This window comes from Methylobacterium sp. E-045 (assembly GCF_022829685.1).
GTDB lineage: Bacteria > Pseudomonadota > Alphaproteobacteria > Rhizobiales > Beijerinckiaceae > Methylobacterium.
Genome location: NZ_JAKSYE010000122.1, coordinates 1 through 22,115, shown reverse-complemented (window position 1 = coordinate 22,115; position 22,115 = coordinate 1). Strand labels below are relative to the sequence as shown.

Annotated in this window: 24 protein-coding genes and 2 pseudogenes; 13 read left to right on the top strand and 13 right to left on the bottom strand. The window is 69.2% G+C overall.

The window, feature by feature from the left end:
- The first annotated feature begins 19 nt into the window (after nt 1-19).
- A complete protein-coding gene (locus tag MKK51_RS22265; protein ID WP_018043860.1) occupies nt 20-259 on the top strand; it encodes a hypothetical protein in 240 nt (79 codons plus the stop codon).
- A gap of 156 nt (nt 260-415) precedes the next feature.
- Here the strand turns inward: MKK51_RS22265 and MKK51_RS22260 are convergent, their stop codons facing one another.
- Nucleotides 416-790: a DUF6481 family protein gene (locus MKK51_RS22260; protein ID WP_027173301.1), complete on the bottom strand. Its 375-nt coding sequence runs from the start codon at nt 788-790 to the stop codon at nt 416-418.
- A 214-nt stretch (nt 791-1,004) separates the two neighbouring features.
- Complete coding sequence (locus MKK51_RS22255) at nt 1,005-1,214, bottom strand: cold-shock protein (protein ID WP_018043862.1); 210 nt, start codon at nt 1,212-1,214, stop codon at nt 1,005-1,007.
- A 667-nt stretch (nt 1,215-1,881) separates the two neighbouring features.
- On the opposite strand from MKK51_RS22255, the gene MKK51_RS22250 reads away from it, so the two are divergent.
- From MKK51_RS22250 to MKK51_RS22235, 4 genes are all read left to right on the top strand, one after another.
- The gene (locus MKK51_RS22250; protein WP_243981429.1) at nt 1,882-3,819 is read left to right on the top strand and encodes an autotransporter assembly complex protein TamA; all 1,938 of its coding nucleotides are present in this window, start codon (nt 1,882-1,884) and stop codon (nt 3,817-3,819) included.
- A gap of 176 nt (nt 3,820-3,995) precedes the next feature.
- A complete protein-coding gene (locus MKK51_RS22245; RefSeq protein ID WP_243981427.1) occupies nt 3,996-8,288 on the top strand; it encodes a translocation/assembly module TamB domain-containing protein in 4,293 nt (1,430 codons plus the stop codon).
- A gap of 147 nt (nt 8,289-8,435) precedes the next feature.
- The gene (locus MKK51_RS22240; RefSeq protein WP_243981027.1) at nt 8,436-9,092 is read left to right on the top strand and encodes a DUF47 domain-containing protein; all 657 of its coding nucleotides are present in this window, start codon (nt 8,436-8,438) and stop codon (nt 9,090-9,092) included.
- 5 nt (nt 9,093-9,097) lie between these two features.
- Nucleotides 9,098-10,105: an inorganic phosphate transporter gene (locus tag MKK51_RS22235; RefSeq protein ID WP_243981024.1), complete on the top strand. Its 1,008-nt coding sequence runs from the start codon at nt 9,098-9,100 to the stop codon at nt 10,103-10,105.
- A 7-nt stretch (nt 10,106-10,112) separates the two neighbouring features.
- On the opposite strand, the gene MKK51_RS22230 is transcribed toward MKK51_RS22235, so the two are convergent.
- Nucleotides 10,113-10,487, bottom strand: coding sequence for a hypothetical protein (locus MKK51_RS22230; protein WP_243981023.1), 375 nt, complete (start codon nt 10,485-10,487; stop codon nt 10,113-10,115).
- 90 nt (nt 10,488-10,577) lie between these two features.
- Nucleotides 10,578-12,200 (bottom strand): ABC-F family ATP-binding cassette domain-containing protein, encoded by a 1,623-nt coding sequence (locus tag MKK51_RS22225; protein ID WP_243981021.1) that lies wholly within the window; start codon nt 12,198-12,200, stop codon nt 10,578-10,580.
- A gap of 216 nt (nt 12,201-12,416) precedes the next feature.
- Between MKK51_RS22225 and MKK51_RS22220 the strand changes: the two genes are divergently transcribed.
- The 6 genes from MKK51_RS22220 to MKK51_RS22195 all read left to right on the top strand — a co-directional run bounded on the left by MKK51_RS22220 (nt 12,417) and on the right by MKK51_RS22195 (nt 15,013).
- Entirely contained in the window at nt 12,417-12,854 is a 438-nt protein-coding gene (locus tag MKK51_RS22220; protein ID WP_243981019.1) for a MerR family transcriptional regulator, read from the top strand.
- Entirely contained in the window at nt 12,775-13,218 is a 444-nt protein-coding gene (locus tag MKK51_RS22215) for a carboxymuconolactone decarboxylase family protein (protein ID WP_243981017.1), read from the top strand. Before MKK51_RS22220 ends, MKK51_RS22215 begins: the two co-directional genes overlap by 80 nt.
- Nucleotides 13,219-13,325: 107 nt before the next feature.
- Nucleotides 13,326-13,826, top strand: a complete 501-nt coding sequence (locus MKK51_RS22210; protein WP_243981016.1) for a peptide deformylase — start codon at nt 13,326-13,328, stop codon at nt 13,824-13,826.
- Nucleotides 13,823-14,248, top strand: coding sequence for a hypothetical protein (locus MKK51_RS22205; RefSeq protein WP_243981014.1), 426 nt, complete (start codon nt 13,823-13,825; stop codon nt 14,246-14,248). The genes MKK51_RS22210 and MKK51_RS22205 overlap by 4 nt, the downstream gene beginning before the upstream one ends.
- Before the next feature lie 82 nt (nt 14,249-14,330).
- The gene (locus MKK51_RS22200; protein ID WP_243981012.1) at nt 14,331-14,636 is read left to right on the top strand and encodes a hypothetical protein; all 306 of its coding nucleotides are present in this window, start codon (nt 14,331-14,333) and stop codon (nt 14,634-14,636) included.
- 137 nt (nt 14,637-14,773) lie between these two features.
- Entirely contained in the window at nt 14,774-15,013 is a 240-nt protein-coding gene (locus tag MKK51_RS22195; protein WP_243981011.1) for a hypothetical protein, read from the top strand.
- Nucleotides 15,014-15,021: 8 nt separating this feature from the next.
- Here the strand turns inward: MKK51_RS22195 and MKK51_RS22190 are convergent, their stop codons facing one another.
- The 3 genes from MKK51_RS22190 to MKK51_RS22180 form a co-directional block, all read right to left on the bottom strand.
- Nucleotides 15,022-15,258 (bottom strand): hypothetical protein, encoded by a 237-nt coding sequence (locus MKK51_RS22190; RefSeq protein WP_243981009.1) that lies wholly within the window; start codon nt 15,256-15,258, stop codon nt 15,022-15,024.
- Nucleotides 15,259-15,389: 131 nt separating this feature from the next.
- Nucleotides 15,390-15,698, bottom strand: coding sequence for a hypothetical protein (locus tag MKK51_RS22185; protein ID WP_243981007.1), 309 nt, complete (start codon nt 15,696-15,698; stop codon nt 15,390-15,392).
- Between the two features lie 212 nt (nt 15,699-15,910).
- Nucleotides 15,911-16,855, bottom strand: coding sequence for a LysR substrate-binding domain-containing protein (locus tag MKK51_RS22180; protein ID WP_243981005.1), 945 nt, complete (start codon nt 16,853-16,855; stop codon nt 15,911-15,913).
- 101 nt (nt 16,856-16,956) lie between these two features.
- Between MKK51_RS22180 and MKK51_RS22175 the strand changes: the two genes are divergently transcribed.
- Nucleotides 16,957-18,261, top strand: coding sequence for an MFS transporter (locus MKK51_RS22175; RefSeq protein WP_243981004.1), 1,305 nt, complete (start codon nt 16,957-16,959; stop codon nt 18,259-18,261).
- A gap of 51 nt (nt 18,262-18,312) precedes the next feature.
- Here MKK51_RS22175 and MKK51_RS22170 read toward each other — a convergent pair whose 3' ends face one another.
- From MKK51_RS22170 to MKK51_RS22155, 4 genes are all read right to left on the bottom strand, one after another.
- Nucleotides 18,313-18,795 carry a DUF2934 domain-containing protein gene (locus MKK51_RS22170; RefSeq protein ID WP_243981003.1) on the bottom strand — a complete coding sequence of 161 codons (483 nt, stop codon included), beginning with the start codon at nt 18,793-18,795 and terminating at the stop codon, nt 18,313-18,315.
- Nucleotides 18,796-18,879: 84 nt separating this feature from the next.
- The gene (locus MKK51_RS22165) at nt 18,880-19,140 is read right to left on the bottom strand and encodes a hypothetical protein (RefSeq protein ID WP_243981002.1); all 261 of its coding nucleotides are present in this window, start codon (nt 19,138-19,140) and stop codon (nt 18,880-18,882) included.
- Nucleotides 19,141-19,274: 134 nt separating this feature from the next.
- Entirely contained in the window at nt 19,275-19,682 is a 408-nt protein-coding gene (locus MKK51_RS22160) for a hypothetical protein (protein WP_243981001.1), read from the bottom strand.
- Entirely contained in the window at nt 19,679-20,095 is a 417-nt protein-coding gene (locus MKK51_RS22155; RefSeq protein ID WP_243981000.1) for a hypothetical protein, read from the bottom strand. The genes MKK51_RS22160 and MKK51_RS22155 overlap by 4 nt, the downstream gene beginning before the upstream one ends.
- Nucleotides 20,096-20,422: 327 nt before the next feature.
- Here MKK51_RS22155 and MKK51_RS22150 point away from each other — a divergent pair, with 327 nt between their 5' ends.
- Entirely contained in the window at nt 20,423-20,860 is a 438-nt protein-coding gene (locus tag MKK51_RS22150; RefSeq protein ID WP_243980999.1) for a hypothetical protein, read from the top strand.
- Between the two features lie 187 nt (nt 20,861-21,047).
- Here the strand turns inward: MKK51_RS22150 and MKK51_RS22145 are convergent.
- Nucleotides 21,048-21,212 (bottom strand): annotated as a pseudogene (locus tag MKK51_RS22145) (transposase); the annotation flags it as partial.
- A gap of 719 nt (nt 21,213-21,931) precedes the next feature.
- A pseudogene (locus MKK51_RS22140) lies at nt 21,932-22,115 on the bottom strand (hypothetical protein); the annotation flags it as partial.

Genomic DNA, 22,115 nt, shown 5'->3' with positions numbered 1-22,115 from the left:
GCAACTCCATGAGGCCCAAGTGGCGAATGCGTTCAAGAGTGGTGCGTCTCAGTCGCGCACCACCAACGATTTCAACGAACGGGCCAAGCAGCTCTCCGAGCGTCTCGGCGCCATCGAGAAGCCGGCGCAGATGAAGCGCGGCAACGCTCCGCGTCGCTCGTTCAAGGCCGGCCCCCGCCCCGAGGCGGATACCGAGCCGAAGGGCGAGGTCGAGACGACGTCCGAGAAGGACGAGGGCGAAGCCGAGAACGAGGCCTGACGCCAGCGCTCCCGTTCGCCGTCGGCGTGAGCCGAGGCGACGACGCGAAAGGGCCCGGATCGGGGCACCGGATGCGAGATCCGGTACCACGATCCGAGCCCTTGCGGGTGTCATGACGATGAGGCCTCCCCTGCGGGGGACGGCCCATTCAGGCCTTCAGCGACGGGCCTTGGCCTTGCGCGCGGCATAGCGCGCATCGCGCTGGGCCTTTTTCTCGGCGAGGTCGATCGCCTTGCGTTCGGCGGCGAGACGCGCCTCTTCCTCTTCGCGGGCGATCTGGGCGGCGAGCTCCGCCTCTTCGCGAGCGCGCTTCTCCTCGGCGGCCTTCTTTTCGGCGGCGATGCGGGCGGCCTCGCGTTCGCGAGCCCTTTCGTCCCGGGCACGGGCGACCGCGGCGCGGGCCTGGGCCTTGGCAATCATGTCCGGGTCATCCGCCGGGGGACGGGCCTTGAATTTTTCCAGCAGCATCTGCTTGGCGCTGGCGGAGTTCTTACGGCGGTCGTCGAAATTCCTGTAGTCGAAGGCGCTCATCTGACCTTTCTCGGGTGGTGCGTCTCGGCCCGTTCCGCGAGCGGAAGCGCGCGGCGCTGAGCCTTGCTGTGAATCATCGAGAGACGGGATCGAATCGGAAAGCCCAATGCCTCACGATTCGCCTGGAATCAACAGAAGCCGCCCATGGCAGGGCGGCTTCCTACGCATGTGTTGAACAAAGGCCTCACACGGACGGCCCCCGCTCGAACCGGCCTCAGGCCGCCTGGAGATTGCCGGCGGATTGCTTGCCGGTGCGGCGGTCGTTCTCGATCTCGTAGGAGAGCTTCTGCCCCTCGATGAGGTTGCGCATGCCGGCGCGCTCCACGGCCGAGATATGGACGAACACGTCCTTGCCGCCGTCATCCGGTTGAATGAAGCCGTAGCCCTTGGTCTCGTTGAACCACTTCACGGTGCCCGTGCTCATGGAAATATCCTTCTCGCCGTCGGGAGAGACGCGATTGCAGGGGTCGCGCCCTCGTCTCGAATGGTGTGTGGAGGGGCCTCTCGGGCCGCGGTAACGCTACGCGCGGCCGACAGGGCGCAGGGTCTCGGAGATGCGGTGGGATCGAAGCGACGGCCCGCGGCAGTTCTGCAGCGACTGCTGGGCGTGCGACCCGGAATGAACCGGCGGGGGATCGTGGAAGACAAGGTCCGATAGGTGAAAGTTAGGGTGCCTGCGATGCTCAGACAAGGCTCCCGGCCGTTCCGGGTTCCCGACGGAGCCTGCGATTTCCGTCGGCAAAGCAAGCCGACTGAATGACGGGCCGTTCCCCCTCCGCGGCCGGTCCGTGCCGGGCTGCGGCACTGCCCGAGGTTGCCCCCGCCGGGTGCGACGGCTAGGCTTGCCACTCTGCGACATGAGGCGAGGAACGACCTTAACGACCCGGTGAGGGGTCGTCACGGAAGGTTGACCGGCATCGAAGCGGGGGCGGGATGACGGAGTCGAAAGCGGACGGACGAACCTTCGGGGTTGCGCCGTCGCGGATGCTGAGAGCGGGCCTGTCGGGATCGCGGGCGGGTCGCGCTTCGTGACGTCGAGCACGCGGACTTCCAAGGGCAGGGGCATCAGACACGGCTGCGCCGGCGTGGCCATGGCCGTCCTCGGCGGCGTGTCGATGACGGCCCTCGCCTGCTCCCCGGCCGTCGCCTTCGATCTGTTCGGTCTGTTCGGTTCCGAGGAGGAGCCCCCGGCGCCGAGCCGCGAGGCGGTGCCCTATTCGGTCAAGTTCCAGGGACTCGAGGACGACGACGTCCTGCAGGCCCTGCAGGACACCTCGACGCTTTATCGCTTGCGCCAGGACGCGCCGCCCGATGGCGAGGGCATCGTGCGGCGGGCGGAGGCGGACCTTCGCCGCCTCTCCGACGTGCTCTCCGGCTACGGTTATTATCAGGGCAAGGTCGCCATCCGCATCGACGAGGTCGAGTTGTCGGGCGAGGCCTCGGTGGCGGCTGCGGCGCGGGCCGCCGAGGCCGGCCGGAACCGGGCTCTGGTGCCCGTGAAGATCGTCGTCGATGCCGGCCCGCTCTACAAGCTGCGCACGGTGGCGGCCTCCGATCCGCGCGGCGCCGATTTCCCGTCCGAGGTGCTGCCCGAGCGTTTCACCCGGGTCGGCGACGACGTCCCCGCCCGCTCGGCCACCGTGCTCGCCCGCGAGGCGAAGATCGTCGACCGCTTCCGGGCGCTGGGCCATCCCTTCGCCAAGGCGATCTCCCGCGATCCGGTGGTGGACGATGCGGCCCATGTCATGGACGTGCGCTTCACCATCGATCCGGGTCCCATCGCGGGGCTCGGCGAGGTCGCCGTGCGCGGCACCACCGGCATCGACCCCGCCGTGGTACGCTCCTTCATCTACAGCGAGCCGGGCGATCCCTATTCGCCCAAGGCCGTGGCCGACATCCGCCGGTCCGTCGCCAAGGTCGAAGCCCTGGGCTCCGTCCGGGTGCGCGAGGGCGAGGCCCTCGACGCGCAGGGCAACCTGCCGATCTTCGTGGACGTGACCGAGCGCGACCGTAACCTGATCGGGGTCGCGGCCCGCTTCTCCACGGTCGATGGCCCGGGCATCCGCGCCTACTACGCCAACCGCAACCTGTTCGGCGGCGGCGAGACCCTGCGGCTCGACGCCGATATCTACTATCTCGGCAACGACCTCTACGCCGCGCAGCGCAAGGCCGCCGGGATCGATTCGAACGGGCTGGGCGGCCGGATCTCGGCGACTTTCGTCAAGCCGGCCCTGTGGGGCACGCGCAACGATCTGGTCGCCAACATCTTCGCGGGCCGCGAGGCCCAGCAATCCTACGTCTCGGACGCGGCCGGCGGCACGATCGGCATCCGGCACCGGTTCTCCGACACGTTCTACGCGCAGATCGGCATCGACGGTCAGGCCGGCCGCTCGCAGGACGCCCTCGGCAAGGTCGATTACCGCCTCGTCGGCGTGCCGCTGTCGGTGGCCTACGATTCCACCGACAACCTGCTCGATCCGACGCAGGGGTTCCGGGCCACCGCCTCGGTGACCCCCTATGCCGGGTTCCTCGGTTCGGACCCGTCGATCTTCGTCGCCAAGGCGCAGGGCTCGACCTATTACGCCATCGACGACGAGGCCCGCTACATCCTCGCCGGCCGCGTCGGCTTCGGCTCGATCTCCGGCGCGAGCCTGGAGGACATCCCGGCCAATATCCGCTTCTTCGCCGGCGGCGGCGGCTCGGTGCGCGGCTTCCCCTACCGGACCCTGGGGCCGCGCGGGCCGTTCAACCTGCCCGTGGGCGGGCGCAGCCTGCTCGAAGCCTCGGTGGAGGCACGCGTGAAGATCACCGACACGATCGGGATCGTGCCGTTCTTCGATGCCGGCACCGCCTTCGAGGGCAGCCTGCCGGATTTCGAGGAGCGCATCCGCTACGCGGCGGGCCTCGGCCTTCGCTACTATACCGGCATCGGCCCGATCCGCGTCGACGTGGCGTTCCCCCTCGACCGCATCAAGGGGAACCGCGAACGTCCCGTGGCCCTGTACATCAGCCTGGGGCAGTCGTTCTGATGAGGTCTTTCGCACGGGCTTCCGGTCGGCGCGCACCGACCCTCCTCCCTCTGCGGGGGAGGGTGCCTGCGGAGCAGGCGGAAGAGGGGACGACCTTTCCGGATGCGTCGCTGCCCTCTCCCGACCCGCTTCGCGGGCCACCCTCCCCCGCAAGGGGGGGAGGAAAAGCGCGCGCCATCGCGGCGGTCTTCGGTCTTACCGTTCTGGTGGCGGTGCCGGCCCTGCCGCGCGCCGACGACGGCGAGAAGACCGTCCTCGGCGGCCTCCTGTCGAAGGCGCTCTCCACCCCCGGCTCGCAGGTCTCCATCGGCGCCGTCGATGGGGCGCTCTCGTCCAATGCCACGATCCGCGACGTGGTGATCAGCGATCGCAACGGGGCCTGGCTGAAGCTCGACAAGGCGCGCCTCGTCTGGAGCCGCCTCGCCCTCCTCTCCGGCCGGTTGCAGGTGGACAGCCTCGAGATCGGTCGCCTCGAAGTGCTGCGCCGTCCCCTCCCCGCCCCGATCTCGGCGACGCCGGAGCCCGACGGCTCGCTGCTGCCCGAGTTGCCCGTGAAGGTGGAGATCACCGCCTTCAAGCTCGCCGAACTCGTCCTCGGCGAGACCGTCGCCGGTCAGCCGGCCCGCCTCTCCGCCGAGGGAAAGGCCAAGCTCGGCGCCCCGGCCGAGGGGCTCGACCTCGACCTGTCGGTGCGCCGCCTTGATGCCACCGGGCAGTTCGTCGCCCGCCTGCTCTTCGTGCCCAAGGGCGAGAAGCTCGAGGTGAAGACCACCCTGGTGGAGGCCGCCGGCGGGCTGCTGTCGAAGTTCGCCAACCTCCCCGGCGAGCCGCCGATCAACCTCGACCTCGACGGACGCGGCACCCTCGACGCCTGGAACGCCCGTCTGGATTTCGATGCCGGCCCCGATCTCGGCGCCAAGGGCACGGCCCGCATCGCCCGCGCCGGCACCGACCGGTCCCTCACCCTCGACCTGTCCTCGCGGATCGAGGGGCTGCTGCCCGGCCCGGCGGCGGCGATCTTCTCCGGAACCACCAAGCTCGACGGGGCCCTGCGTTTTGCCGATAACGGCGCCTTCGGCATCGACCGCCTCGCCCTCGCCTCCCGTACCGCCCGCCTCGATGCCTCGGGCGGCCTCACGCCGGAGCGGGTCGCCGATTTCACGATCTCCGCCCGCGCCGTCCCCACCGATGGCAGCGTCACCAAGGCGGCCAATGCCGAGCTCGACACCCTCGTCTTCGACGGGACCGTGAAGGGGCCGATCGCCCGGCCACGGGTGAACGGCGACCTCAAGGCGGCGGGCCTGCGGGCGGACGGCAACGTCCTCGAGCGGGTCGCCGCCAGCCTCGCCATGGAACCCACGGGCGGCGATCCCAATGCCACCCGCTTCGCGCTCCGTGCCGATGCCAATGTGGAGGGGTTGAGGCTCGCCGACCCGGCCCTGCGCCGTGCGGTCGGATCGCGCGGTGCCTTCACTTTCCGCGGCACGCTCCAGCCCGACGGCGTGGTCGATGTGGCGGCGTTCGATCTCGACGCGCCCACCGCCACGCTGTCCTATGCCGGCCGCGTCGGCCAGAACACGCTCACCGGCACGCTGAAGGCGGGTCTCGCCGACCTCTCCGCCTTCTCCGATGTGGCCGACCGGACCCTGGCCGGCAGCGTCGCCGTGAAAGCCGCCCTGAGCGGCGACCCCGCCCGCAAGGCGGTGACCGCCGATGTGGATGCGACGACCCAGGGGCTCGTCCTCGGCCTGCCGGCCCTCGACCGGCTCCTCGGCCGCGAGCCGCATGTCTCGGGCAGGCTCTCGCAGGTCTTCGACGGATACAGTTTCGACGGCGTGAAGCTCGACGGCGCCGACATGGTGGCCCGGCTGGACGGCAAGGCCACGGCACGTCTCGCCGACGCCAAGCTCCTGGTGGACGTGAAGAGCCTCTCGGCCGTCGATCCGCGCCTTGCCGGCCGCGCCCTTCTCGACGGGCGCCTCTCCGGAACCCTGGAGAAGCCGGATCTCACCGCCACCCTCACCGCCGCCGACGGACGCGCCCTCGGCCGCCCGATCCGGGATGTCCGCGTGGCGGCGGCCCTCAAGGACCTCACCGGGGCGCTCGATGGAACCCTGGCGCTCGGCGGCGAGATCGGCGGCAAGACCCTGCGCGGCGACGTGCATCTCGCCCGCACGGGCGCGGATTGGTCCCTCGACCGGCTCGCCGTGAATCTCGGCTCCGCCACCCTCGGCGGCAAGGCGGCCGTCGATGCGGCGACCCTCCTGACGCAGGGCAGCGTCACGCTCTCGGCGGCCAATCTCGACGACCTGTCGCCACTCGCCCTCACGCCGCTGGCCGGCAGCCTCGACGCGACCATCGCCCTCTCGCGCGAGGAAGGACATCAGGACGCTTCGGTGAAGGCCAAGGGCGCCTCCCTGCGCTCGGGCGAGATCGGCCTCGCGCAACTCGACGCCGACCTCACCGGCCGCGATCTCCTCGCCCATCCCGTCGTGGATGGCCGGGTCAATGCCGACCGGGTCATCGCCGCCGGCGAGTCCATCGACACCGTGCGCCTCCTGGCCGTGGGATCGCCCAGTGCCAGCGACATCACCCTTACCGCCAAGGCGCGCGGCTTCGACCTCGACGGTGCCGCCCGGCTGGTTCCGGCCGAGGCCACGCGGATCGAGCTGTCGCGCTTTTCCGCGTCACGCGGCAAGGACCGCCTGGCGCTGGCCGGTCCGGCGACCGTCACCCTCGACCGGGGCTCGGCCGTCATCGACGGCCTCGTCATCGCCGCCGGCACCGGGCGGGTCAGCCTCGCCGGACGGGCCGGATCGAATCTCGACCTGAAGCTCGGCATCCGGGCGCTGCCCCTGGCGCTCGCCCGCATCGCCTCGCCGAGCCTCGCCCTCACCGGCACCCTCGACGGCGACGCCGATCTCCGCGGCACGGCGGCGCGGCCGGAAGGGCGCTATGCCCTGTCGGTGGCGAAACTGGTGACGCCGGAGACGCGCAAGGCCGGCCTCCCGCCCATCGACGCCAAGGCCAGCGGCACCCTGAGCGACGGACGAGCCGGAATCGAGGGGCGGGTCTCGGCCGGTCGCGGCGCCGAGCTGACCCTCGCCGGCTTCCTGCCCGTCTCGGCGGGCGGGCCCATCGCCCTGAAACTGCGCGGCACCCTCGACGCGGCCATGGCCAACAGCCTGCTCAGCGTCGGCGGCCAGCGGGTCGCCGGCCGCATCGCCCTCGACGGAGGCGTATCGGGCACCCTCGACGCGCCCCGTGCCGAGGGGGGCGCCACCCTTTCCGGCGGCAGCTTCACCGATCCGCTCCAGGGCATTGCCCTCAAGCAGATCGAGGGCCGCGTCACCGGGCGCGGCGATACCCTCGTGGTGGAGCGCCTCACCGCGCAGACCCGGAACGGCGGCGGCCTCCAGGCCAGCGGCCGTGTGGCCCTGGATCCGAATGGCGGGTTCCCCGGCACGTTCAAGATCACCGCCGAGCGGGCCGAACTCGTCTCCAGCCCCATCGTCACCGCCACCGCGAGCCTCAACCTCGCCTTGAGCGGTCCGTTGGCGCGGACGCCGAAAGTGTCGGGGCGGGTCGACCTCGTCTCGGTCGACGTGACCGTCCCCGATCGGCTGCCCGCCACGGTGCAGCCCCTGCCCGGCGTGCGCCGGGTCAATACGCCCGCCGACGTGCGGGCGCGCCTCGATGCCAAGGCCGACCGCAAGGCGAAGGTCGCGGCATTGGGCAAGCGCAGGAAGGCGCCCCCGCCCTTCGACGCGACGCTGGACGTGGCCGTCCACGCGCCGAACCGCATCTTCGTACGCGGGCGCGGCATCGACGCGGAACTCGGCGGCGACCTGCGTCTCACCGGCACCTCCCGCGACCCGGTGGCGGTGGGCGACTTCGCCATGCGTCGGGGCCGCCTCAGCATCATCGGCCAGCGCCTCGATTTCACCCGTGGCCGCCTCGCCTTCAACGGCGAACTCGCGATCCCCGATCTCGACTTCCAGGCGGAGACCAAGGCCGCCGAGGTCACCGCCCGCGTCGCCGTGACCGGCCCTGCCAACCAGCCCGACTTCGTCCTCACCTCCGACCCGTCCCTGCCGCAGGACGAGGTCCTGTCGCGGCTGCTGTTCAAGAAGGCGGCCGGCGGCCTCTCGCCGTTCCAGGCACTGCAACTCGCTCAGGCGGTGTCGCAGCTCTCGGGCGGGGCCGGCGGTCCGGACGTGTTCGAACAGGCGCGCAAGGGGCTCGGACTCGACAGCCTCGACGTCTCCACCGGCGCCAGCGGCGGTCCGGCGCTGGGTGCCTCGCGCTACCTCAGCGACCGACTCAGCGTCGGTGTGAAGGCCGGCGCCAAGCCCCAGGATACCGCCGCCACGGTGGATTACGACGTGACCCGCCGCATCAAGATCCAGGGCGAGGCCGGCAGCGACGGCCGCACCGCCGTGGGGGTGGGCGCCGAATGGGAATATTGACAGGTCCGGGACGCTCGCCGGGCACGAGACCGGCCGCGACGACGTTGCCGTCCGGCAGCGTCCGCACGGTTAGGGCGGAGCGACGGCTGAGGTAGCCTCCGGCCCGGTACGGGGAATGGCTGCCACGATGGGGAAGGAGCGCGCCGAATGATGGGCTGGTTTCGGGCCTTGATGCCGCGGGAGGATCGCTTCTTCGACCTGTTCGAGCGCCATTCCCAGACCCTCGTGGCGGGGGCGGAGGCGCTCCAGGGCGTCCTGAAGGGCGGCGACGCCGTGCCCGGCTACTGCCAGGCGATCGTCGACCGCGAACATGAGGCCGACGCGATCACGGCCGAGGTTCTGCTCGCGGTCCGTCGCAGCTTCATCACCCCGTTCGACCGGGGCGACATCAAGGACCTGATCCAGTCGATGGACGATGCCATCGACCAGATGAACAAGACGGTGAAGACCATCGCCCTCTACGAGATCCGCTCCTTCGAGCCTCTCATGCGGGAGATGGGCGACACCGTGATCGAGGCGGCGCGGCTCACGGCCGAGACGATCCCCCTTCTCAACGCGGTCGGGACCCATGCGGCGCGGATCAACACCCTCACCGAGCGGATCACCCGCGTCGAGGGGCGGTCGGACGAGTTGCAGGAGCGCGGCCTCAAGGCCCTCTACCAGGCCCATCGCAAGGATGGCGGCGACGGCGACACCATGGCCTACATCATCGGCGCCGAGATCTACGGGCACCTGGAGGATGTGGTCGACCGGTTCGAGGACGTCGCCAACGAGATCAGCGGCATCGTGATCGAGAACGTGTGACGGGCATGGACGCCGCCTCCCTCGCGCTGCCGGCCCTGGCCGGCCTCATCGCCGTCGCCCTGTTCTTCGACTTCCTCAACGGCCTGCACGACGCGGCCAATTCCATCGCCACCATCGTCTCGACCCGGGTGCTGCGCCCGCAATATGCGGTGCTGTGGGCAGCGTTCTTCAACTTCATCGCGTTTCTGTTCTTCGGCCTTCACGTGGCACAGACCCTGGGGACCGGGATCGTCGATGCCGGGATCGTCGATCCGCGCGTGATCCTGAGTGCCCTGGTCGGCGCCATCGCCTGGAACATCGCCACCTGGGTGCTCGGCATCCCGTCGAGCAGTTCGCACGCCCTGGTCGGCGGCCTCGTCGGGGCGGGCGTCACCAAGGCCGGCCTCGACGTGGTGGTCTGGTCCGGCCTGTCGAAGACGATCGCGGCCATCGTGCTCTCGCCGCTCGTGGGGTTCCTGCTCGCCCTCCTCCTCGTCCTGATCGTGTCCTGGGCCTGCCGGCGCGCCACGCCCTTCGGAGTCGACCGGAGCTTCCGGCTCCTGCAATTCGTCTCGGCCTCGCTCTATTCCCTCGGCCATGGCGGCAACGACGCCCAGAAGACCATGGGGATCATCGCGGTGCTGCTCTACTCGCAGGGGCATCTCGGCAGCAGCTTCCACGTCCCGCTCTGGGTGGTCCTGGCCTGCCAGTCGGCGATGGCGCTCGGCACCCTATTCGGCGGCTGGCGTATCGTCCATACGATGGGCTCGAAGATCACTCGCCTCAATCCGATGCAGGGCTTCTGCGCCGAGACCGGGGGCGCCATCACCCTGTTCCTGGCGACCTGGCTCGGGGTTCCGGTCTCGACCACGCACACCATCACCGGCGCCATCGTCGGCGTGGGTGCCGCCCGCCGGACATCGGCCGTGCGCTGGGGCATCGCCGGCAACATCGTCGTCGCCTGGGTGCTGACCCTGCCCGCCGCCGCCCTCATCGCGGCCGGATGCTACTGGGTCACCGGCTGGTTCGGCTGATCCCGCATCAGGTCTTCGCCGTCACCGCCTGCCCCGCCTCGCCGTAGCCGAGCCTGGCTCCCTGGCGGTTGACGATGCCGAAGCGCAGGACGGCCTGTTCGAGGTAGTCGATGGCGTCGATCAGGGCGTTGCGCGCCGCCTCGACGACCTCTTCCCCCTCGTCCGGCGGGGTCTCGGCGAAATTGACCGCGGCGATGAGAACCCGGTCGCGCTCCTCCTCGATGCGCCGGTCGCGCTCCACATGGCCGCGCACCTCGGCGTCGAAGGCCTCGACCACGGCCCAGGGCAGCGCGTCCTTCGACGACGATGCGTCGAACGCGCGGGCCTTGCGCCGGGCCTGCGCCGCCGCCGCCCTGACGATGTCGGCGAGCTTGGCATCCATGGTGGGGCTCCTGGGGTGATCGGGTGCGCGGCGCTTTCATGGGCATTCATCCCCTCGGCCCGCCCGCGGGGAGAGGGAGAAACCCGCCGCTCAGCTCCGCAAGCCCGGCGCTTCCTGGCCAGTGCGTGCGACATATTCGGTGTAGCCGCCGCCATATTGATGGATGCCGTCGGCGGTGAGTTCGAGGACGCGGTTCGACAGGGCGGCGAGGAAGTGCCGGTCGTGGCTCACGAACAGCATCGTGCCCTCGTAGTTGGCGAGCGCCGTGATGAGCATCTCCTTGGTGCCCATGTCGAGGTGGTTGGTGGGCTCGTCGAGGACGAGGAAGTTCGGCGGGTCGAACAGCATCTTGGCCATGACGAGGCGGGCCTTCTCGCCGCCCGAGAGTACGCGGCAGCGCTTCTCCACGTCGTCGCCCGAGAAGCCGAAGCAGCCGGCCAGCGCCCGCAAGCTCCCCTGCCCCGCCTGCGGGAACGAGCGCTCCAGATCCTGGAAGACGGTGAGGTCGCCGTCGAGGAGGTCCATGGCGTGCTGGGCGAAGTAGCCGAGCTTGACGCTTCCCCCCACCGCGATGCTGCCGTCGTCGGGCGGGGTCGAGCCGGTCACGAGCTTGAGCAGGGTCGACTTGCCGGCGCCGTTGATGCCCATCACGCACCAGCGCTCCCGGCGGCGGATGGAGAAGTCGAGCCCCTCGTAGATGGTGCGGCTGCCGTAGCGCTTGTGCACGTTCTTGATGATGACGACGTCGTCGCCGGAGCGCGGTGCCGGCTGGAACTCGAACGCCACCGATTGCCGGCGCTTGGGGGGCTCCACCCGCTCGATCTTGTCGAGCTTCTTCACGCGGCTCTGCACCTGCGCGGCGTGGGATGCGCGCGCCTTGAACCGCTCGATGAACTTGATCTCCTTGGCGAGCATCGCCTGCTGGCGCTCGAACTGCGCCTGCTGGTGCGTCTCGTTGAGGGCCCGCTGGTGCTCGTAGAAACCGTAGTCGCCCGAATAGGTGGTCAGCGTGCCGCCGTCGATCTCGATGACCTTGGAGACGATGCGGTTCATGAACTCGCGGTCGTGCGAGGTCATCAGCAGGGCGCCCTCGTAATTCTTGAGGAAGGCCTCCAGCCAGATCAGGCTCTCGAGGTCGAGATGGTTGGAGGGCTCGTCGAGGAGCATCACGTCCGGGTTCATCAGGAGGATGCGGGCCAGCGCCACGCGCATCTTCCAGCCGCCCGAGAGCTTGCCGACGTCGCCGTCCATCATCTCCTGGGAAAAGCTCAGGCCCGCCAGCACCTCGTAGGCCCGGCCTTCCAGCGCGTAGCCGTCGAGCTCCTCGAACCGGGCCTGGACCTCGCCGTAGCGCTCGACCAGCGCGTCCATCTCGTCCATCCGGTCGGGATCGGCGAGGCCGGCCTCGATCTGCTTCAGTTCGGTGGCGACCACGCTCACCGGACCGGCCCCGTCCATCACGGCGGAGACCACGGAGCAGCCGGCCATCTCGCCGACATCCTGGCTGAAATAGCCGATGGTGATGCCCCGGTCGGTGGCGACCTGGCCCTCGTCGGGCTCCTCCTCGCCGGTGATCATCCGGAACAGGGTGGTCTTGCCGGCCCCGTTCGGCCCCACGAGCCCGACCTTCTCGCCCTTCTGGAGCGCGGCCGACGCCTCGATGAAGACGATCTGCCGTCCGTTCTGCTTGCCGATTTTCTCGAGGCGGATCATGCGCGCGTCGGTGTCCTGAGATGTGTCCCGCGGCCTTACGGCATGGAGCGCGGAAGCGGAAGGCGAGGCGGGCACGGGCATGGCGGTGCCCCGGCCCGCCGACCTCGATCTCGCCGTGGCCGCCGCCACCGGAGACCGCCCGCCAGCGGCTGACGATTCCCTGTTGACCTGGAGTGCGCTCCAACAACTAGAACCGGTCGCCGAGGAGGTTGCGCCGTGCGGATCAGCGACTTTGCCAGAGAGAGCGGATTAAGCATCGATACGATCCGCTATTACGAGCGTATCGGCCTCATGCCGCGAGTATTGCGGGACCGGGGTGGACGAAGAGATTATGGCATTGATGACCTCGTCTGGGCTTCGTTTCTTCAGAAACTTCAGGCCATGGACATGCCGATGCGCAAGAGGCTCGAATATAGCCGTCTGAGATCCATGGGGACTACGACCTTGGGCGAGCGCCGGCACATGCTCGAAGAGCACCGGGCCACCCTTCTCAAGAAGCAGACGGACATTGCCGGATTGATCGCGGCACTCGACGCCAAGATCACTCACTATCGAGACATGGAAGGAATGGTCGATGACCCTGGATCGATGCACGATCATGGCGGGTGCGGCGGCACTGCCGATCCCGGCCGAGGAAGGGGCACAGGCGCCTGAAGATCGCTATGCTCGCGGTCTGGCCCAGCTCGAAAAGGTCAGCGGCCCGCATGGCGAGGCCGTCATTCAAAGCCTCGACGACATCGCCCCCGATCTCGGGCGATACATCGTCGAGTTCGCCTACGGCGACGTCTTCGCGCGGCCGGGGCTCGACCTGAAGACCCGCGAGATCGCCACGGTGGCGGCGCTGACCGCGATGGGCAATGCCCGCCCCCAGCTCAAAGTCCACATGAAGGCCGCCATGCGTGTGGGGGTGAGCCAGACGGAATTGATCGAGACGATCCTGCAGATGATTCCCTATGCCGGATTTCCCTCGGCCCTCAACGCCGTCGCCGTCGCGCGCGAGGTCTTTGCCGAACCCTGACCAACGGGGGGGCGCCCCGGTCGTGACCGATCCGCAGGGCGGCCTTGGACACCGCCCGAGCGATCGCGTATCCACGCCACGGCCCATTCCGTGAGGTGCCCTGCCCCGTGCCGGTCCAGTCGCTGATTCTCTATCCCGATCCACGGCTGCGCTTGCGGGCCGAGCCGGTCACCATGTTCGACGACGCCCTGCGGCGGGATGCTGCGGAACTGGTGGAGGCCCTCTCCCGCGTCTCCGCCATCGGGCTCGCCGGGCCGCATGTGGGTTGGCTCGCCCGCGTGGTGGCCCTGCGCCTGGAGCCGGGCACGCCGGCTTCGGTCTACGTCAACCCGGAGATCAGCTTCGCGTCGGAGGAGACCGCACCCCAGACCGAGGGCAGCGTCTCCATGCCCGGCGTCTCGGACGTCGTGGAGCGGGCGGTGACCGTGCGCCTGCGCTACGCCGACCTCGACGGGACCGAGCACGAGGTCGAGGCGGAGGGGTTCGAGGCGGCCTGCCTCCAGCACGAGATCGACCAGCTCGACGGCATCTTCTGGATCGAGCGCCTGTCGCGGCTTCGGCGGGAGCGGGCCGTGAAGCGCTATGCCAAGGCGAGGCGCGCGGCATGAGCGGCGGGTCTTACCGCCACCTTCCGACAGCCGCGATCCTCACGGCCGCGATCGGATTCCCGCCCGCCGAAGCGCAGCCGGCCAGGCCTCCCGCGCCCCCGGCCGCCGCAGCGACCTCGGCGCCCGCGATCGGCTGTCCGTCGCTCGCCAACCTGCGCCTTCTCCTGCGGCAAGCGGGCGGGGACGCGAAGATCGCGGCGGCGACCCTGGCGGATCCCAAGGCCGATCACCTGAGCTGCAACCTCCTCGGCCGCGAGACGGTCAATGCCATCACCGACCACGCGGCGCTCAACGGCAACGAATACGATTGCGTCGGCGTCACCGGGACCAGCATCTGTTCCTGGACCATCGCGGGAACGGTCGTCCCGGCCGATCCTGCGCGCGCCGCCAAAAAGGCGCCTCCCGCCAAAGCCAAGCGCTGAGGGCTCATCGGTCGCGGACCCTGACGCCGGGGGCGCCCTATATCCCCGCCGGTGGAGCAGAGCCGGAGGAGGCCACGCCGTGATGCCGCAAACTCGTTGGGGAATCGCCATCCTGCTCATCATGGCGGCGACGAAGGCGGCCGCCGCCGACGATGCCGCGCCGCGCGATGTCGTCGGCTGCGATACGTTGGTCCATCTGCGCGTCCTGATGGGAGGGATGAAATCCGACCCTGCCGCGGCGTCGGCCGATCCCGCCGCTGACTCCGGTTGCCGCAGGATCGCCCACGATCGCGTCGGCGCGCCCGAGCACCGCGCCATGATCGGCGGAGCCCCGTTCGAATGCCTCACGGTGACGGGGGAGGCCTCCTGCCTCTGGATTCGGCCGTAAGCGGGGATTCCTGCCCGAGCGCCGATTCAGTGGAAAATACCGATGCGCTTTTCCGCCGATCCGCCCTACCTCAGCCGTAACGACGGGGGGCGGGAATGATGGGCGAGACGGCCGGATCGTGCGGTGGGAGTTCGGCGGTGCGTCGACGGGGCTGGATCGTCGGCATGGCCGCTGTGGGATTATTGGGAATCGCGCTGCCGGCCAGGGCCGAGGCCCCGATCAAGAGTCCTCAGGACGCGGCCTGCCGCAACGAGGCCCGTGCGAAGGTGTTCGTCACCCCCGACCCGGGTGGGATCGGACTCTACGCCGTCGGCCGTCAGATCTATACCGCTTGCATGACCCGCTCGCAGCCGCGCACCGCGCGTCGGCGGCGATAGGCGGACGATCAGACGCTGCGCGGCGCGCCGATGCGCGCACGCAGGCGCAGGCGCAGGTTCTCGTTGGCCGTGGCGTCCGCATCGACCGCGAACATCAGCCGAAGCAGCCGGCTGATCGGGGTCGTGCCGTCCTGGACGGCGGCCTCGACCTCGTCCTGGAGCGCCATCCGCTCGTAAGGATGCTGAGTATCGAAGCTCGACTGGGCCTGCTGCGGCATGGTCTGCGTTCCGTCGCTCGGGATCATTTTCCCCGGGCGGTTGGCTACGCGAAGTCGTCCGCCTCCGCCAGTCCCTTTCGCCGACTATTCATAGCCGACGACCGGCTCTGACGCATTTGTGTCATGTGTGGCTTGCAGAGCGGTTCCAGACTGGCGCGTCAGCGGGGGACGATCTGCAGACCGTCATCGGGGAGCAGGTTGCGCGCCGGCCCACCGGTCTGCTGTCCACGTCCCTGCTGGTAATAGGGCAGTTCCGGCCGGCGGTCGTTGTCGCTGCCCGAATCGTATTCCCAGGCCTGGTTCCAAGGCGCGCGACCGCCCACGCTGATGCCGCCGGTGGAATCGACCTCCCGCACGACCGGGCGCTCGCGGTACGGACCCGCGCCGGCTTCGGCGGCCGAGGGAGCGGCGACCAGGGGCGCGGCCATCATCGCCACGGCGAACACGGCGGACAGGGCGGTCTTCATGCGGGCCTCGGAGGGATGGGCCGGGAATCGGCGTGTCGATGTGGTGAGCGTATAACGGCGAAGGTTGCCGCGGCGTTCCCCGCCGGCGGCATCCCCTCGGCAAGTTCGCCTCGGCAAGTTCGCCTCGGCAAGCCGACGCTTCACCTCGCTGAGGCTTTGACGCGTCGCAGGTTCCAGGACGCAAGAGCGGCGACCGCTCTTGCGAAACCTGCTTACCCTCGCAGCATCTCCCCGACCCAGATTCCGCGTTCCACGTGATCGGTCATGATCGCCAACACCGCATCGCCGGCGAAGCTGGCGGCGCGGGAGGGTGTCCGGTCCGGCGGATAGGACAGGACGAGGCGGCGCGTGGGCGCCGGGTCGACGATGGGCCTTGCCGTGAGCCGTCCGGCCTCGATGTCGGCATGGATCGAGGCCAGCGGCAGGATGGTCAAGCCGTAGCCGTGGCGCACCAAGTCCTTCAGGGCCGTGTAGCTGTCCGTCTCGATCGCCACGTCGAGGGTGATCCCGGCCTCCGTGGCGAAGTGCTGGAGGATGATGCGCAGGCCGTGGCGGTCGCTCGGAAGCAGCAGCTGCTCGGCGGCCAGGGCCTCGAACGGCACGGGCTTGCCGGACATGGGAGCGCCGTCTTCCCGCCCCTCCCCGCCGGGTCCGATCAGGAACAGGCTCTCGCGCATCAGGGGCCGCGAGCGCAGCGAACGGGTCGCCCGCGGGTCGTACAGGATCGCGAGGTCAATCTCGCCGCGATGGAGCCCGTCGAGCAGGTAGCCGGTATAGGCGCTCACGAGCTGAACCATCACGCCCGGATGCGCCGCCCGGAACGCCGCGGCCAGGGGAACCGAGATCATGTCCGCGATGGTCGGCGGCAGGCCGATGGCGACGTGTCCGGTCAGGGACGCACCGGCACCGGTGACGCCGGCCTTCAGGGCTTCCACCTCGGCCAGGATGCGCTTTGCATGGCGCAGCGCTGCCTGGCCCTGTTCGGTAATGACCATCCCGCGCCCGTGACGGGCAAAGAGCGGCACGCCGAGTTCGTCCTCGAGCAGCCGGACCTGCCGGCTCAGGGCCGGCTGCGCGATGCGCAGGCGCGCCGCCGCCTTGCTGAGGCTGCCGAGTTCGGCGACGTGCACCAGGGTGCGCAGCTGCGAGATGTCCATGTCACCTATGCCCGTTCGCGATAACTGTTCCGTCTCGATTGCTGAGGTGCAATAGCTCGGCGAGGACTAGGACATGGCCGTCCCCACCTGAAAGACAGGCCATGACCACCCGCTTCTCCGCCGCCGAGACGGCTTTCGGCATCCCCGCCTCCGTTACCGCCGGGTCGGAGCGCGCAGGGCGCGAGCGCCCCGCCGGCACCTTCGTGGAGCGGGGGACCACCGCCTATCGGCGCACCAGCCTCGCCATGTTCCTGGCGGGTTTCTCCACGTTCTCGCTGCTCTATGCGGTGCAGCCGCTCCTGCCGAACTTCACCTCGGAATTCGGGATCGGCGCCTCGGAGGCGTCCCTGGCGCTGTCGCTCACCACCGGCTTCCTGGCCTTCTCGATCCTGTGCGCCGGCGCAGTCTCCGAGGCTCTGGGCCGTCGCGGCCTGATGTTCGCCTCCATGGCCGGGGGCGCCCTCCTCCATATGGCCGGCGCCCTGGTGCCGGGCTGGTACGCCATCCTGGCGCTACGGGCCGCCGAGGGCTTCATGCTGGGCGGCGTGCCGGCGGTGGCCATGGCCTACCTCGCCGAGGAGATCGACCCGCGTGCCCTCGGGGCGACCATGGGCCTCTATGTCGGCGGCACGGCCTTCGGCGGGATGATGGGCCGGCTCGGCATGGGCGCCCTCACCGAGTTCGCCTCCTGGCGGACCGCCCTGTTCACCCTCGGCGCCGTCGACCTCCTGGCGGCTGTCGGCTTCATCCTGCTGCTGCCGCCCTCGCGCAACTTCATCCGGCGCTCGGGCATCAACGCGGCCCATCATGTGGGAGCCTGGGCCTCGCACCTGCGCAATCCCGGCCTGCCGCTGCTCTTCGCCACCGGGTTTCTCGTGCTCGGCGTCTTCGTCGCGACCTTCAACTACCTGACGTTCCGGCTGAGCGCCCCGCCCTACGGCCTCGACCAGGCCCAGATCAGCCTCGTCTTCGCCGTGTTCCTGTTCGGGGTGGTATCCTCCTCGACGGCGGGTTCGATGGCGGACCGGTTCGGCCGCGGCCCCGTCCTCGTCTCGGGGATTCTGATCATGGCGGCGGGCATCGCCCTCACGCTGCTGCCCTCGCTTCCCGGCATGATCGCCGGTGTGGCGGCGGTCACGATCGGGTTCTTCGTGGCGCATTCGGTAGCGAGCGGCTGGGTCGGCCGGATGGCGGCCGGGTCCAAGGGCCATGCGGCGTCCCTGTACCTCCTCGCCTATTACCTCGGTTCGAGCTGCCTCGGCTCGGCCGGCGGATGGTTCTGGACGGCGGGGGCCTGGCCGGCCGTGACGGCGTTCAACGCCCTCCTGCTCGCCGTGGCCATGGTCGTGGCCCTGTGCCTGTGGCGGATCGAGGGGCGGCGTCCGGGGACCGGGTCTCGCGCATGAAGAAGCCCGCCGCCCATGACGGGCGGCGGGCTTGAACGGAGCGGTTCGGCGTCAGTGGACGGTGGCGCCGGACTCCATCGAAGCGGTGGCGCGCGGCTTGGACACGGCGCGGGGCCGCGCGGCCGGGGTCGCCTTGGCTGCGGTCGTCTTGGCTGCCGCCGTCTTGGTCGCGGGCGCCTTCGCGGCAGGCGCCTTGGGGGCGGCCACCTTGGCGGAAGCCGACTGGGTCGCCGCCGACTTCGCCGACGTCCTGGGCTTGCGCGGAGCGGCGACGGCCTTCTCGGCGACGGCCTTTTCTGCGACGGCCTTGGCGGCGGCGCTGCGCGAGGCACGGGGCTTCAGAACCTTGGCCGGGCTCGGCGACAGGCTCAGATCGGCGGTCGCCGCCTGGACGTAGTGCGGGGCCGGATCACGCGTCGAGACCAGCTCGGCCTCGGCCATCAGCCAATGGTCCTCGGCGCGGCCGAAGACCCGGCCCTCGCCTTCCCAGATATAATAGGCGCGCTCACGCACCTGCTGTTCGAAAGGGATCATCCGCGCTCTCCTCGTGGGTGGTCGCCCCGATGGAAGCGGAGGTTGGTTAATCCCTGGTTAATGCTGCGCCGCAGCGAGGCCGTGTCAGCCCCGCGAGAGCCGCCTGGCATTGGCGCGGACCTTCCGGCGGTATCCGGTGACCATGCTCTGGGTCGAGCCTCCGGTCGCCATCAGCAGGGCCGCCTCGCCGGCGGCCATGATCTTCTCGCTGACCATGCGTTGAGCCTCGACCTGCGCGGCCGGCCCGCCGAGGGACAGCTTGGCGAGGCGAAGGCCGATCACCTGCTGCGATTCCATCGCAAGCAGGGTCGCATCCATGCCGAGCTTCCACCACGCACCGAACATGTCAGTCCTCTCCACGCCGCCGGGCGCAATGGCCGCGCTTATGTCACGCGGTCCGTCTTCGCGGTAAGGGCCGGCTCGATCGAAAGGCCGCTCGCGCGTCACGATCTCGCGAACGGGCGCGCAGTGGCGGGCGCTCAATCGAAGGAGCGCGATTTCGCCGACGATCCACCGAGGCTGATCTTCTTCGGAGCCGAACCGCCGCCGAGGCTGATCTTGCGGGGGGGCGGGGCGGCGGCGGGGTTGGGAGCCGCTGGCCGCGCCGACTTCATCTGCGCCTGTCCGTGGACCACCGAGCCGATCTCGCCGGCGACCCGGACGAGGTCGTCCCGCTCGCAGGCCCGGGCCACCGAGAGGCCGAGTTGATGCATGTGGCTCTTGCCGTAGAGGTAGACGGCGAGGTTGGCGCGGGTGGTGGGAGGGATCTCGGCCAGGATCTCGGGCAGGTCCTCGGGCTCGGCGCGATAGACCGCCCCGAGGAGATCGAGGGAGACCGGGCAGGCCGGATCCGGCTCGGCGCCGCTGGTGGGGTGCGACTGGGTCATGGAGTACCTGTCTGGCTGGTTGAGGTCTGGGCGAGGATATCGGCCGGAGCCGTGTCGCCGGCGGCGGGCGGCTCGGGCGGTGTCGTCTGCTCCCGGACGATGGCGTCTTCCGGGCGTGGTTGAGAAGTGAGCCGCGGCGCCGGACGTTCCGGCTGCAGACAGCCGCTGCAGACGGAGGCGATCGCGATGCGGGCGCGGCGGTCTGCCCGCTCCCACACCGCTTCGCGAGCGGCCCGGGCCCGTGCCACCTCCTCCGCCGACGGCATTCCGCCGCCAGCGCCGATCTCGGCCGGAGCGGCGTCCGGAGGCCTGATTCTCAGGAGCAGCGGTTCCTGGGCCAGAACCGGCGATCCCGCAAGGGCGCAGGCGAGAGAGGAAGCGGCGAGCCGACAAGCGAGGATCGTGCGGCCCATCGGCTCCTCATCGGGTCGGCAGACCCCTGGTCACTCGGCGGAACGATCGTCGGCTCAGGGTTAACATGGCCTTAACGCACAATCGACCCAAGCCGCTGGACTGTGTCCAGGTCGTTCCTACTCGTTTCCCACGTCGTTCCCGGCCCGTTTCGCGACGCGCGCGACGGCGAAGCGCCGATCCGGCAGGGTCGAGGGAGGCCGCTACTGACGCAAATCCTGAAACGTTCCGTGGGGTGGAGCGATCATGCGTATGCGTTGCGCTAATGCAACCACGATACCACAAGGGCCCAATATGATCTGGCCAGTTTGAATACGGATTTGGCGTCAATGGTCCCGAAATTTGTAATTTTAGCCCTGATCTCAACTGGCGTTGCAGGATGTGGCGCCCGACCAATCGAGCCAATGACCGCTGAGCGACAAAATTTCCGCAAGCAAGATTTGAAGATTATGTTTGCTAAGCTTATTTCTGTACACCAAAATTTTGGTACCAAGACGTTGCTCGGCAACGACAGGTATTATAAGAATGCCCAAGTTAGTGTTCCTTCAAAAAGCATCTACGCAAACAATATTATTTGTGCGAAGGTGCATGTGTCGTCAGTCGGTATATTTGGACCTGCAACTGTCGATCTCCATGCAACAACGTTTGAAACATCTTCTGGCACCAGACTTTCGATGCGGAGGGAACTAGATATAGTTCCGGCGTGTGAAGGACCCTATGAGCCTTACCCTGAATTAGAAGCTCTTTCGTTGAAAGATCCAGGTTGATATAATTGTCGAGAACCGCGCGCACGTGAGAGACGTCCACGCCTAACCCTCCGCCCAGACGGACATGCGCAAACCCGCTCGGCTCACGCCGCGGCGGGTTTTTCGTTTGGGATTACACCGGCGGAAGCTCGAACCCTCCCAACCGCACTGACCGCGCCCCCGGGGCGCCCCCGATCCGGATCGGCACCGCTCCGGCACCCTGGTCCGGCATCCTGCGCAGATCCGTGCTGCCGCGCTTTGGTATACCGAGGGGGTGGGGTCGTCCGCCCGTCGCGCCCCGACACGGGACGAGGCCGAGCCAGGGCGCCGGATCACGGCCGCGGGCGAAGGACACGACATCACCGATCGCCGCCCGCCCCCGACCGTCCCGTTTTCCCCGCCGGTCGCCAGTCCACCTGCCTCGGTCCTCGGCCTCCTCGTCGCCAGTGAGGGCCTGCCGGTTTGCCGGCCGGGGGGACGGCCGACCGCTCGGCGATCCATCGGAAGGGCCGGGAGTTTGCCGGCCCCGGCGGCGTCGAGGCGATGGAACACGCCCTCGCGGGAGCCCGCCAGGACGCGCCTGACCGTACGTGAAGCAATCATCCCCCGCGCGCGGACTTGAGGAGACGGCGATGAGCAACATGATCGGCCATCGACATGTTCAGCGCGCGGTGTCCGGTAACGCAGGCCGACACTCAAAGAGTTGCGTGCCGTCACGACCGAATACGACAAGATCCTGGACAGCTTCGATCGCGTCTTCCGCCTCGACGTCTGCGAGAGCCGGTCTCTAATCAACAACGAGAGCGGTTTACTTAATGTAAATATCCTTCGCTCTAATCCTCGCGAACGGAGCGATAATGCTGGCCAGCGGACTGACTCGACAGCACGGCGCGTATCGCCGAGGCTCGGGACGGGGATACCGCGTACGGCTTGCCGACGAGGGGGACGGTCGTGGGTGCGTATTCCGGTCAAAGTGCGCCGACATTCGCGGGCAACGGAACGGGCCAGATCCTCACTCCGGTGGGCGCCGAGGGGATGAATGCCTACGGCAATGCCGTGACGATCCTACAGCGTGGCGCTTCAGTCCGATGATCAAGCCGTCGCCTCGTCGTCCTCGTCGTCGCTGGCCGAGCCTTCGATGATCTCGCCGCGCCGGTAACGCGCCTGGGCCTCGGCAATGCGGCGTGCGCCCTGTGCGTGGCGGCTCGACACCGAGCCGCCGGGCGCCTCGGGGCCGCCGCGCTTGATCGCCACCAGCTCCGGGTCGCCCCAACGG